Raw genomic sequence first — 12,707 nt, 5'->3', positions numbered from 1 at the left:
GCAATTGTACCCTGTTGGCGCTACTCGGTGCTCACCTCCTGAGCTACTTGCTGATTGGTCGGTACCACCATGCGGAAGTGGGCGGCAGGGTCAGCCAGGAGCTTCAAAAGCCGCTCAGCCTTTTCCTCCCGTTCGGCGGCCCGCAGGGTGTTTAGGTAGGCGCTCATCAGCTCACGCACGTCCGCAATGCCCCGTTCATCTAGCTTTTGGATGACCACCTTGGCCCCCTTGGCGAGCCGGCGCTGCATGGCCTCCTCGGTGAGCCCCATCTCCGGCCAGTAGCGCAGGTAGACCCTACCTCCGGTCATGCCAGAGCAGATCCAGGGGCCTGGGTCGCCCAGCACCACTGCCCGCCCGCGGGTCATGTACTCAAAGGCAAAACCCTTGGCCTGAGCCCGCGCAGCAATGTTGCCCAGTTCGTCTTGGACTGGCCGGTCGGGCTCACCCCCCAGCACCACGTCGGCCCCGGAGAGCCTTATGCAGAAGCGGCTGTCGGCCTGGCCCTCCACGATAAGAAGTCCTCCGATGGCCCCGTAGGCAAACGACTTGCCCACGGATCCATCCACATACTGGCCGTAGGGGTTGCGGCCTTTGAGGATGGCCACCTTACCCCCAAAGGCGTTTTTGGCTACACCATCTTGGGCCCCGCCCTCTACCAGAACTTCCAGTCCCTCCACGTTGAAGGCGGCGATTCCGTTGCCAGCTATGCTCCCTGCGTCGAAGCGCAGCTCTACCCGGGCGTCCCAGCCCTTGCCGTAGAGGCGGCGGCGGGCGATCTCTCCAGCTAGGTGGGTGCCCAGGGCCCGGTCGGTAGAGCCCACAGGCCCTTCCTGAAAGACCAGTTCGCGCTCACCTGAGGTGTAGGCAGCAACCACCACATCGGTGATGGAGCGGGTGAGCTGGTTGAGGGGTTTGCGCAGGATATGGGCAGCCCGCTCGTTCAACCAGTCGGGGGCTTTCACCGGCTCAAAGAAGTAGCTCAGGTCGAGCGCTTGGGTGTGGCCCTCTTGGTCCAGGAGGTCGCTGCGGCCTACCAGCTCCCGCAGGCTGTGAACCCCCAAGGCCGCCACCATGCGCCTAAGTTCCTCCCCTTTGGCCTTGAAGAAGGTCACGAGCTGCTCAGTAGCCCGGTCCAGCTCCTGGGGGACAAAGCGCTTCAAGCCGTGGGCTTGGGCCTGCTCCAGGGTTTCAATCTGGGTGGCGATGCCCACGTGGCAGGTGTCGGTCTGGCACTGGCGGCAGATGGTGCACCCAATGGCCACCATGGCCATGGTGGCCATTCCCACTCGGTCGGCTCCCAGGAGCACCATGCGCAGGACGTCGTAGGCGGTTTTGAGGCCGCCATCGGCCCAAAGTTCCACCTTGTCGCGCAGACCTGCCCGCACCAAGGCCCGGTGGGCCCGTCGAACGCCGATCTCCACCGGAAGCCCGGCGTACTTCAGGGCATGCCAGCGGGCTGCACCGGTACCCCCTTCAAAGCCAGATAGGGCGATCACGTCGGCCCCAGCCTTGGCGATGCCCACCGCGATGGTGCCGATGCCAGGGATCACCGGTACCTTGACCGAAACCTTGGCTTTGGGGTTTACGGTCTTCAGCTCCTCAATGAGCTGGGCCAGGTCCTCGATGGAGTAGAGGTCGTGGTTGTTGGAGGGGGAGATGAGGTCAACCCCGGGCACTGCGTTGCGGGCCGCGGCCACCTTGGCGGTGACCTTCTTCCCGGGAAGGTGGCCGCCCTCGCCGGGTTTGGCTCCCTGGCCGATTTTGATTTCGATGAAGCTGGCCGAGTTGAGCATGTAGGCGTGGGCTCCAAAGCGCCCGCTGGCCACTTGCTGGCCCCGCCAGTAGGTGTACTTGCCGAGCATGTCGGGGATTTCGCCGCCTTCCCCGTTGATGCAGACCATGTTGAGTTTCTTGGCTGCCTCAACGTAGGCGCGGAAGCTGGCCTCGCCTTGGGAGCCAAAGCTCATCGCGGTGATGACAAAGGGCAGGGAGTGTCCGCCCACGCTCAGGTCCACTTCCTCTGGCTGCACGGGGGACTTCTCAGGGAAGCGCACCGATAGGAGCTGCCGCGCGGCCACCGGCGATTCGTGCTCCAGGCTCCGCACCTTTTCCTGGAAGTGGGCGTAGGGAGACTGCCCGGTAGCTACCTCCAGGGCTGCTTTGAAGATGCGGGAGTTGAAACGGAAGTCTTTGGCAGGGGGGACTTTTTCCGCGTGCAGCAGGTTCAGCCGTTCTAGGGCCGTGCGCTCGAGCTCCAGGAACCCATACCCGGCCCTATCGGAGCCCAAGAAGTTGCGAACCCCCAGCACCTCGGCCAACTCAGGCTTCAGGCCAATCGCGCTGAAGATGCGCCCGTAGCCCCGTACCTCGTGAATGCCCATGGTAGAGATTACCTTCTCGAGGCCCTTCTTGAGGCCCTCGATTAGGTTTTGCAGGCCCAGCAGGCCCTTGGTGGCCTGGGCCTTTTGTTGCATCAGCCAGGGCGCTACCGCATCAGCCCCAAGGCCCAAGCAGACTGCCAGGTCGTGAAGGTTGCGCACCGCTCCAGAGTGCACCACCAAAGAGGTGCGCCGCCGCAGGGAGATGCCCTCCTCGTCGCGGGTCTCTTCCAGGGCCTGGCCGATGGCCGCCAGGGCTAGGTATACGTCCAACCAGACCCCGCCCTCAAAGGCTCCGCGGTCGGAAATGACTAGAAGCTCGGCGCCGTTGCGCACTGCCTCAACGGCGGCCTCCTGGAGCCGTTTGAGGCCAGCTACCAGGCCCTCCTCCACCGTGAACTGGGAGAGCAGAACGGTGTGGTGGAAGCGCCGAAGGGCTTCCTCGTAGGTCAGGGTACCCTGGCCCTGGGCGACGGCCGGTATTGTGGGGGCGGTCTCCTCGAGCAGGATGGGGATGACCAGCTCTTCCACGCGTCCGCCGCCTCGGCCATCCGGGGTGGGACGCCGCCCCAGAATGCTGCGGGTGGAGAAGTGCTCAATTTCGCGCTCCCGGTCGATGGCCGGGTTGGTTACCACAGCCACGGTTTCCTTGAGGAACTCCGAAAGGTTGGGCTTCTCCGGGTTCAAAGCGGCCAAGGGGCCATCGTAGCCCAGCGAACCAATGGGTTCGTTGCCCGACTCAACCAGGGCCTCCAGGTACCCCCCGTCCCACCGATCCCAGCCATAGGCCCGCTCGAGGCCCAGCGAGGGGGGGGCTGGTTTTTCCTCCACCTGGGCCTCCACGCCGCCCGCGAGGGGAGGGGGGGTTTCGTAGCGGGGTCCGAGGAGGTGCACCCGGTGGCCTTCTAGGGCTTGAGTTTTGGTGAGGATGCGCTCCAGCACCTGCCGCTGGTGCCGGTCGAAGGGGTAGAGCCGGGCGCCTTCGGGGGTAAGGCGCAGGTACATTTTTTCCCCGGGTGCAAAGGGGCGCGGCTCGGAAACGAACTCCTCCACCGTGAAGACGCCTCGCTCGGAGCTGAAGACATACTCGCTCTCCGTCTCCACGAACCACAGCGGCCTCAAGCCCATGGCGTCAGTGCCAAAAACCGCCTCGTCACGATGGCGGGTAACCAGGGCCGCAGGGCCTTGGGCCAGGGGTCCGAAGCGCTGGCGCAGGTTCATGTAGAGGTCCTGAAGGGCCGGGGAGTAGTTTTTTATCTCCCCCAGAATGGGTGGAAAGACCGCATCCATGGCCTCGGGAAGCGAAAGGCCAAAGCGGTAGAGCAACCCTTCCAGGATGCGGTTGAGGTCCTGCGAGTCCGAGCCGCCGGTGAGGGGGATGCCCAGGAACCGGCCCTCTCGCCGCAGCCGCTCAATGGTGTTAATTTCGCCGTTGTGGCCCAGGAGACCGAAGGGCTGGACCTGTTCAAAGGTGGAAAGGGTATTGGTGGAGTAGCGGTTGTGCCCGAGGGTAAGGGCCGATTTGTACTCGGCGCGGGAGAGCTCGGGGTAATAGCGCTTCAGAATTTCCGCAGAGCCCCGCACCTTGTAGACCACGGTGGCGGTGGATAGGGAGACCACGTGCACGGGGAATCGCTCCTCCAGGAGAAGACCTAGCTCCCAAAGGGGGGCATCCCCATCAGTGGAAAGGCCAGCCACCTGGTAGAACAGGGGCTCGGTGCGCTTTCCCACCGGCCCCAGCACGCTGCTGTTGGTCTCGCCTCTGCGCTCGAGGAGCAACCGGATGCCCCGCTTAGAGCCCTCTACCCGGAACAGGTCGAAGAGTTCCTGCACCCGGCCCCCCTCGCTTTTGGGTACGAAGAGGTGCCCCACAAAAAAGCGGGGGTTTTGGGCTAGGTTGCTGTCCAGGCCTGCCTCGTAGAGGTAGGTGGCCCAGAGCTCGCGCGGTAGGTCGGTCTGGATGCCGGTGCCGTCGCCTTCCCCCCGGATTAGGCCAGCTCGGTGCGCCATCTTGTAGAGGCTTTCAAGGGTGCGCTGTACGTTGGCGTGGCTCGGACGGGCGCTTTTTTCAACAATGGCGATAATGCCGCAGGCGTCACGTCCGCTTGGTATACCAGGATAGGCTTCGCTGAATCTCACTCACGACCTCCAGGCTTGGCGAAACGAACCGGTGTTGGGGGGGAATCTTCGCAACCTTATGCGAAGATTTGGAGCAGTATACGAATCCCGCGTTTGCACGTCAATACCGAGCCTAGACCAAGGCTATCCTCCGGGAAGGTGGGACAGGGCCCCAGGGTCCATTTTGGGACTGAAAACCGATTGTGATGGTGTTTTCTTGACATCGCTTCTGCTTTTTTCCTACAATGCAGGGGGAAGCGTAACGCCTAGGAGGTTTTGTGGAAACGCTGCGCGTATCCGGCAAATCACGTCCCAACTCCGTTGCGGGTGCCATCGCCGCTTTGCTGCGTTCCCAAAGCGAGGTTGAGGTGCAGGCCATTGGTCCTGAGGCGGTCAACCAGGCGATCAAGGCCATCGCCATTGCCCGAGGCTACATCGCCCCGGACAACCTTGACCTCATCGTCAAACCAGCCTTTGTAAAGCTCGAGCTGGAAAACGAGGAGCGAACCGCCCTGCGCTTCACCGTGCGCAGCCAGCCCTTGCAACCCTGAACCCAAACCGCGGCACATACCACCTAGGGGTATGCTTCCACCCGAGGGCCTTGTAGAATAGGGCTGGACCGGCGGGCCTCGGCCTGCCGGGCTTTCCGTCGCCCAAGCGGTGACGCAGGACTCAGAGCGCTCATCTGGGGTTTGCTACCCTGGTACGTGTAGGAGGGAGAAATGACGACGATTACCTTTTTGCTGATGATTCTGGTCTTCGTGGCGACGCTGTTCATCCAGTTTTGGTTACAGCGCACCTACGCCCGCTACAGCCGGGTGGCCAACAGTCGCGGGGTGACGGGCGAGCAGGTGGCTCGAGCCATTCTGGACGCCTATGGGCTGCACCATGTGCGGGTGGAGATGGTGCCTGGGGCCTTGACCGACCACTACGACCCCATCGCCAAGGCGGTTCGGCTTTCTGAGCCTAACTTTCACTCGCCTTCGGCGGCCGCGCTGGCGGTAGCTGCCCACGAGGTAGGCCACGCCATCCAGGATGCCAAAAGCTATGCTTGGTTGAGGGTCCGCCACAGCATTCTGCCCATTGCCAACCTGGGCAGCATGTTCGGCCCCTGGATTTTCTTGGCCGGCATGTTTATGCAGGCCACTGGCCTGATGAGCATCGGCATTTGGCTTTTTGCGGCGGCGGCCCTGTTTCAGCTGGTGACCCTGCCCATTGAGTTTGACGCCTCCAACCGAGCCCTGAACATCCTCAAGAAGATGAACCTCCTGGATCGCAGTGAGATGGACGGGGCCCGAGCGGTGCTGACGGCAGCGGCCCTGACCTATGTGGCCGCTTTGGCCAACTCGGTGGCCACCATTCTGCACTACGTGGCTATCATGATGCAAAACCGCGAGTAAGACCGATGCCACTCTAAGCTCCTAAGATCGGCCCCGCTTGCTGCGGGGCTTTTTCATGGGCCAGCCTTGCTCTAGAAGTCCGTAAAGGGCGATGTCCTGCAGCTCGCCGCAGACCGGACTTCCTGGCGCAAAATGCCCTCGAGGGTAAACCCCCTGTGGGGGCAAGGGAATCTTGCTGTCCCCGCATGGTGGCCTACCCACCGTTGCAGAAGATGCCCAGCTTGCCTACACCACCTTCCACTTGGGGCCTTCGCGGGTATCCTCCACCACCACGCCCAGCTCGGCCAGGCGGGCGCGGATGTGGTCGGCCTGGGCGAAGTTCCGGCTGCGCCGCGCCTCTTCGCGTACCTCCAGGAGGAGTTGGACCAAGCCCTGGAGCAGAGCCCCCCCTACCTGCTGCTCCAGCACCCGTGGGGGGAACAACCCCAGCACCCCCTCTCCCAGCACGGCGAAGGCCTGCTCGGCCCTGGCCAGGCTGTCCCGGCCGGGCCGCTCGAGGAGGGCCTTGTTCAGCTCGGTGACGAAGCCGAAAAAAGCAGCGATGGCCTGGGGGGTGTTTAGGTCGTCGTTTAGGGCTTCGGTGAACTCGGCCTCTAGCCGATCAAGGGCGCTTTCGAGCCCCAGGTGCACGCCTGGGGGTGCGGCTGGCAGCAGCCGCCGCACCTCGCGGTAGGCGTTCAGGAGGCGCAGGTAGCCGTTTTTAGCCGCCTCTAGGCCCTCGTCGGTGAAGTCCAGCACGCTCCTGTAGTGGCTGTTTAGCAGGTAGAACCGGACGTACATCGGTTCGTACCGGGCCCGCAGCTCAGCTAGGGTGACGAAATTTCCCGTGCTCTTGGCCATTTTCTGCCCGTTCAGCAGGACATGGTAGTGGTGCATCCAGTAGCGGGCAAAGGTGCGGCCAGCGGCCTCGGCCTGGGCGATCTCGGCTTCATGGTGGGGGAACTGCAGGTCTACGCCCCCCGCGTGGATATCAAAGCCGTCGCCCAGGTACTTGAGGCTCATGGCCGAGCACTCGATGTGCCAGCCGGGAAACCCCACCCCCCACGGCGAGTTCCAGCGCATGATGTGCCCTGGTTCGGCCCGTTTCCAAAGGGCGAAGTCGCGGGGGTCTTCCTTCTCCTCGCGCACCTCCACCCGCGCGCCGGCCTCCTGCTCTTCTATATCCCGGTTGGAGAGCTTGCCGAAGCTGGGCCAGCTTTTCACCCTGAAGTAGACCGAACCATTGGATACATAGGCATGGCCGCGCTCGAGGAGGGCCTGGATGAGCTCTATTTGCTCGGGAATGTGCCCTGCGGCCCTCGGGGCGATGTCGGGGCGGAGGACGTTTAGGGCCTGCATCTCGTCAAAGTAGCTCCACATGTACTTCTCGGCTACCTCCATGGGTTCCAGGCGCTCTACGCGGGCGCGGCGCTGTATTTTGTCCTCCCCCGCATCGGCGTCGTCGGTCAGGTGGCCGACGTCGGTGATGTTGGAGACGAAGCGCACCCTGTAGCCCTGATGACGCAGCCAGCGGCGCAGGACATCGTAGACGATGGGGCCTCGAGCGTGGCCTAGGTGGGGTTCGGCGTAGACGGTGGGCCCGCAGACGTAGATGCCCACGTAACCCGGCGTTGTGGGAACGAAGGCCTGTTTGCTGCGGGTGAGGGTGTTGTAGATTTGGAGCGGCATAGGAAAACTCCAGGGTCAGCTAAGCTAGCTCGCTGGGGTTGCTTTGCGGACTCGCGGGACTGGAGGACCGCCCCCAAAGGGGAGGCCGTCGGCGGTGGTCCCCCACAAAGGGAGTATACCCCGCCGGGCTTGGGGGTTTTAGGCGGCCAAGCAGCGCTCTTTTAGGCCAGCCAGAAGGCTTTCTACGTTCTCCTGCATGAGCTTTTTGACCAGCTTTTGCAGCAGGCCCCCGAAGATGGGGATGTTCAGCTCGTACTCCAGCCGCAGGGCGGCTTTGGTGCCGTCCCCTTCCGGAAGGAAGGTCCAAGTGCCCCGGTAGAGGTCGAAGTCACCTTCGGTGCTTTCGAACTCGTTGCGCAGTTCCTCGTCAAACCACCTTTCCTCCTCAACCCACTGGACCTTCTTGCCCATGGCTACTGCCACGAAGCGGGTGCGGGAGGTGCTGCCCTTGTCCTCCAGCACCTCCAGGGTTTCCACATCCTTTAGATAGGGCTTCAGCCCGGCCAAGTCCCGGGCTGCGCGGTAGACCTCCTGAGGGGGTTTGGGGATGTAGAGCTCAGCGTAGACCTCTGGCATGGGGTTAGTTTACCAGGTGGGGAATTCCCTGAACCCGGGGCTGATAGACTTGGGGCGAGCGGAGGAGGGTATGAGGCAGCCGGGAGTCTTTGAGTTTCACGTTTCTAGGCGGGCGCGCGACCGCTACCGCTTTGACCTCTCGCTTTTCTCCCTGAGCGGGAATGTGATTTTGGCCGACTTCCAAGCGGCCCGGCGCTTTGCTGCGGCCATGAACGCCAGAAGGCCCCCCGAGCAGGCGGTGAGCCCGGCCCAGATCAACGCCATGGGCCTCATCGATGAGGTACTTCACCTTTTGATGCGGCAGTACCTGGAGGAGCACCCGGGGCTGATGCGGGCGGCCCTTGGGTACCTGGCGGAGCGGGTGGGGGGAGAGGTGCTGGAGAGAACCCTGCGGGCTTTCGCTGAGGAGTTTCCGCCTCTTAGGGTTTACCGAGGGGAGCTGAGCCTGGAGGCGTACATGGAGGGCCAGACCGAGGGGATTCCCCACCGCGAGGTCCTCCTGGAGGAACTCCTCATGCTCCATTTGGCCAACGCCAATCCGGCCTTTGGGCCTTTTCTAGAGCTTTTTGACGACGCCAGCCTCGAGGCCTCCACAGCCTACCCTACGGTTGTCCTCCACCTTGAGCGCTTCTTTGAGTCCCAGCCCGCCTTTGGGGAGGGGGGGGCGTCGCTCCTCCAAACCCTGCGCCTGCCGGCCCGGCTCTACCCCGACTCCCTAGAGGCCCAGCTTCGCTTTTTGCTGGAGCGCTTTGGGGGGCGGCTGGGGGCTATTTACTATCGGCTTCTGGTGGCGCTGGATGTGGTGCGTGAGGCGGCCCGCTCGTTCGCCGTGCCGGTGGGTTTTGGACCTCCCCAAAGACCCGCCGAGAGCCCGATGCTCGATCGGGAGCGGTTTTGGGCCAGCGCGCAGCTCGAGCCCGAGGCCTTCAGCCCTGACCTGGACTGGATGCCGCAGGTGGTGCTGCTAGCCAAGAACACCTTTGTCTGGCTCGACCAGCTTTCCAAAAGGTACGCCCGCCCCATCCAGACCCTGGACGCCATTCCTGAGGAGGAGCTGAAGCGGCTTCAAGACTGGGGTGTGAACGCCCTGTGGTTGATTGGGCTTTGGGAGCGCAGCCGGGCCTCCCGCCAGATCAAGCGCCGGATGGGGAACCCCGAGGCTCTGGCCTCGGCCTACGCTGTATACGACTACACCATCGCCGAAGCGCTGGGGGGGGAGGCGGCGCTGGAGGTGCTGCGCCGGAAGGCGGCCCGGTATGGCATACGCCTGGCGGCGGACATGGTGCCCAACCACACCGCAATGGACGGTCGCTGGGTGGTGGAACACCCCGATTGGTTCATCAGCCTACCCTACCCTCCCTTTCCCAGCTACAGCTTTAGCGGGCCTGATCTCAGCGAAGACCCCCGGGTGGGCCTCTACCTGGAGGACCACTACTACGACCGGTCCGATGCGGCGGTGGTCTTCAAGCGGGTGGACCGACAAAGCGGTGAGGTGCGCTACATCTACCATGGCAACGACGGCACCGCCATGCCCTGGAACGATACTGCCCAGCTCAACTACCTGCTCCCCGAGGTGCGAGAGGCGGTTATCCAGACCATCCTCAAGGTGGCCCGTCGTTTCCCCATCCTTCGCTTTGACGCGGCCATGACCCTAACCAGGCGGCACTACCAGCGGTTGTGGTGGCCCCCACCGGGGGGGTCACCCTGGGGCCCTTCGGTGCCCAGCCGGGCCGAACACGCCATGCCTCAGGAGGATTTTGACCGGGCCATGCCCCAGGAGTTTTGGCGGGAGGTGGTGGACCGGGTGGCCCAGGAGGCGCCCGACACCCTGCTTTTGGCTGAGGCTTTCTGGATGATGGAGGGTTATTTTGTGCGCAGCCTGGGGATGCACCGGGTCTACAACTCGGCCTTCATGAACATGCTGCGCGATGAGGAGAACGCCCGCTACCGGGAGGTCTTGAAGAACACCTTGGAGTTTGAGCCGGAAATTCTCAAGCGTTTCGTGAACTTCCTGAGCAATCCGGATGAGAAGACCGCGCTGGAGCAGTTTGGAAAGGGGGACAAGTACTTTGGCGTGATGACCCTCTGCGCCACCCTGCCGGGCCTGCCCATGCTGGCCCACGGCCAGGTGGAGGGTCTGGCTGAACGCTACGGGATGGAGTACGCCCGGGCCTATTACGAAGAGGCGCCGGACGAGGGGTTCGTGGCCTACCACCAGGAGCAGATCGCACCTCTCCTCAAAAACCGGGCGCTTTTCGCTGAGGTAGAGAACTTCGTCTTGTACGATGCCGAGGGGGAAGATGGGGTGAACCAGGACGTTTTCGCCTACTCCAACCGGCGGGGCGAGGTGCGGGCCTTGGTGGTCTACCACAACAAAAACGCCGTTGCCCGGGTTTGCCTGCGCCGTTCGGTGCCCCAGCTCTTCAAGACCCCGGGGGGGCGGGAGGTGCGCCGGGTGGGCTTGGCGGAGGGCTTGGGGTTGCGCCCGGCGGAGGGTTACTACAGCCTCTTTCGCGACCGCGTGACAGGGCTGGAGTACCTGCGGCCCAACCGCGCCCTTCTGGAGGGAGGGCTCTGCCTCGAGCTGGGCCCCTACCAGCGGCGGGTGTTCATGGACTGGCGCGAGGTGCACGATGCGGATGGCAGCTATGCCCAGCTTTGGGAGGTCCTGGGGGAGCAGGGGGTGCCGAGCCTGGAGGAGGCGCGGCTTTCCCTATGGCTGGCCCCCGTCCACGCGCCTTTGCGCAGGCTGATCACCCCGGAGCGGCTGCGTCGGTTGTCGCGTGGGGGTTCCCCAGACGAGGCCTTGCGGGAAGACCTTCGCGCCCTCTACCAAAGCCTTGGGCGCTTTGCTCCGGCCCTGAGGCTTCCCCCGCCCGCGCGCGTTCTGCGGCGGTTGGAGGGGGCGCTTTGGGTAGTTCGCACTGAGCCTCGGCCGGAGGTGAGGATGGCCCTCTTGGGCTGGGCCTTGGTCCCAGGGTTGGGGGCCCATCTAGAGGAGTGGCGCCTGAGGGGGCTTCTTCAGGAGGCCTTCCAGCAGGCCGGGCTGGAGGCTGAGGCAGCCCGGCGGGCGGCTGGCCTGGTAGGGGTGCTGGCTACCCCCGGCCTCTCCAGGGAGCCCCGGTTCTACCCTCGCCTGCTGCGAGACCCGCGCTGGCAGGAATTTCTGGGGGTTAACCGCTTCGCTGGGGAGACATACTTCAACCGCGAGGCCCATGCCCTCCTCTGGGCGGCCCTAAGGGGGAGGGCCTTGGCCCTGGCCTATGCCGAGGGGGTTTCGGCCGCGCGCAGGGGGGCTTTGCGGAGGGCTTGGTCGTCCCTCGAGGCCCGCCTGAACCGGACGGCGGAGGAGGTGGGCTACCGGCTTCTGGCCTACCTGGCCGCCCTGAAGCCCCCCCGGGCCCGCAGGGCAGGGGACGACCTTACCCGCATCTGGGGCATCGGGCCCAGCACGGCCCAGGCCTTGCGCGCAGCGGGCTTCACCACCTATGCCCAGCTTGCCAAGGCCAGCCTGGAGGACCTGCGCCGGGCCTTGGTTGCGGCCGGGCGGCGCGGCGCTTCCAGCCTACCCACCTGGCCCCAGCAGGCCGCCTACCTGGCCGCGGGCGACCGGCTGGGCCTGGCCGAGTACCTCCGGACGCTCTTCCCTAAGCCTGAAGTTCGGTGATCTCGGGCTTTAGCTGGAGCTGCTCTATGTACCTAAGGTAGTCGGCCTCGCTCAGCGGGTACCTTCCCGCTAGGGCCACGATGAAGGCCTCCATCACGTTGGTTCCGAAACTGCGGCCTTCCAGCCGGGGGGTGGTGGTGATGAGCTTGGCCACGCCTCGAGCCCGCAAAAACGCCAGGTCCTCCTCGGTGGTGGTGTTGGTTAGGATGACCTTGCCCTCCATCCTTTCGGGCATGAAGCGCCTTATAAAGTGCCAGTCGCCCGCCACCACCTGGGCCCAGCTGAAGTAGCGCTGGCGCCAGTCCAGCACCTGCTTTTCCTGTTTTTCCCCGGTGGGGTAGAGCCACTGGAAGGGGAGCTGGGTGATGAGGGGTAGGAAAAGGTAGCCCAGCTTCTGCAGCAGGGAGAGCCGGTAGATGGGGATGGGCAGGCCCAGCCCAAAGATGAGGTCCCCGTAAAGGGTCTGGGCCCCTGCTTCGTCTAGGGCTTCGGCTAGGCCAAAGCGGTCCACCGCGCTGGGAACCAGCACCCGCTTGCCCTGCCAGCCCAGCTCACCCTCCAGAATCCGCACGGCGCGGCGCTCGAGGGTGTGCTTCAATCCCGAGCCGTCCACCATGGGGGTTTTTTGGGCCGCTGCAGCAACCCTCCGCGCATCGCGAAAGGTGTAGCGGCGCCCCCCAGCGTACACGTACAGGTCGGCCCCTCCCAGCCCGAAAGCCTCTACCTTCCCGTCCAGCTCCCTGACCAGCTGGATGGCCCTCTCCCAGCTCCCGTCGGTGCCGATGCGCTCCAGCAGAAAGGTCTCCCCCAGGACGTGCACCTCGACCATGGAGTTGCGCTTGGATGAACCAATGGAGATGCTCACGATACGTTTGGGCATGGCAGACAGTCTACTGCCGG

General features: G+C 64.2%; 7 protein-coding genes. 3 read left to right on the top strand and 4 right to left on the bottom strand.

What is annotated here, in order from left to right; genetic code table 11:
- Nucleotides 1-20: 20 nt before the first annotated feature.
- The gene (locus tag NZ849_RS05850; protein WP_295405316.1) at nt 21-4,517 is read right to left on the bottom strand and encodes a glutamate synthase-related protein; all 4,497 of its coding nucleotides are present in this window, start codon (nt 4,515-4,517) and stop codon (nt 21-23) included.
- A gap of 257 nt (nt 4,518-4,774) precedes the next feature.
- Between NZ849_RS05850 and NZ849_RS05845 the strand changes: the two genes are divergently transcribed.
- Nucleotides 4,775-5,047 carry a stage V sporulation protein S gene (locus NZ849_RS05845; protein ID WP_119359596.1) on the top strand — a complete coding sequence of 91 codons (273 nt, stop codon included), beginning with the start codon at nt 4,775-4,777 and terminating at the stop codon, nt 5,045-5,047.
- Nucleotides 5,048-5,218: 171 nt separating this feature from the next.
- The gene (locus tag NZ849_RS05840; protein WP_295405313.1) at nt 5,219-5,896 is read left to right on the top strand and encodes a zinc metallopeptidase; all 678 of its coding nucleotides are present in this window, start codon (nt 5,219-5,221) and stop codon (nt 5,894-5,896) included.
- Between the two features lie 225 nt (nt 5,897-6,121).
- Here the strand turns inward: NZ849_RS05840 and cysS are convergent, their stop codons facing one another.
- The gene (cysS, locus tag NZ849_RS05835) at nt 6,122-7,564 is read right to left on the bottom strand and encodes a cysteine--tRNA ligase (RefSeq protein ID WP_295405311.1); all 1,443 of its coding nucleotides are present in this window, start codon (nt 7,562-7,564) and stop codon (nt 6,122-6,124) included.
- 138 nt (nt 7,565-7,702) lie between these two features.
- Entirely contained in the window at nt 7,703-8,140 is a 438-nt protein-coding gene (locus NZ849_RS05830) for an SRPBCC family protein (protein WP_295405309.1), read from the bottom strand.
- Nucleotides 8,141-8,210: 70 nt separating this feature from the next.
- Between NZ849_RS05830 and NZ849_RS05825 the strand changes: the two genes are divergently transcribed.
- Nucleotides 8,211-11,807 (top strand): alpha-amylase family glycosyl hydrolase, encoded by a 3,597-nt coding sequence (locus NZ849_RS05825; RefSeq protein ID WP_295405307.1) that lies wholly within the window; start codon nt 8,211-8,213, stop codon nt 11,805-11,807.
- Here the strand turns inward: NZ849_RS05825 and NZ849_RS05820 are convergent.
- Nucleotides 11,788-12,687, bottom strand: a complete 900-nt coding sequence (locus tag NZ849_RS05820) for a quinate 5-dehydrogenase (RefSeq protein ID WP_295405305.1) — start codon at nt 12,685-12,687, stop codon at nt 11,788-11,790. The two genes, NZ849_RS05825 and NZ849_RS05820, sit on opposite strands and share 20 nt — an antisense overlap.
- Between the last annotated feature and the right edge of the window lie 20 nt (nt 12,688-12,707).

Source organism: Meiothermus sp. (assembly GCF_025060375.1).
GTDB lineage: Bacteria > Deinococcota > Deinococci > Deinococcales > Thermaceae > Meiothermus.
The sequence above is the reverse complement of the archived record's forward strand: the minus strand, read 5'-3'. Positions and strand labels throughout refer to the sequence as shown.

Bases quoted from the DNA above. Each gene is read 5' to 3' on its own strand.
- NZ849_RS05825 (WP_295405307.1), top strand. From the start codon at position 8,211: ATGAGGCAGCCGGGAGTCTTTGAGTTTCACGTTTCTAGGCGGGCGCGC.
- NZ849_RS05820 (WP_295405305.1), bottom strand. From the start codon at position 12,687: ATGCCCAAACGTATCGTGAGCATCTCCATTGGTTCATCCAAGCGCAAC.
- NZ849_RS05830 (WP_295405309.1), bottom strand. From the start codon at position 8,140: ATGCCAGAGGTCTACGCTGAGCTCTACATCCCCAAACCCCCTCAGGAG.
- cysS (WP_295405311.1), bottom strand. From the start codon at position 7,564: ATGCCGCTCCAAATCTACAACACCCTCACCCGCAGCAAACAGGCCTTC.
- NZ849_RS05840 (WP_295405313.1), top strand. From the start codon at position 5,219: ATGACGACGATTACCTTTTTGCTGATGATTCTGGTCTTCGTGGCGACG.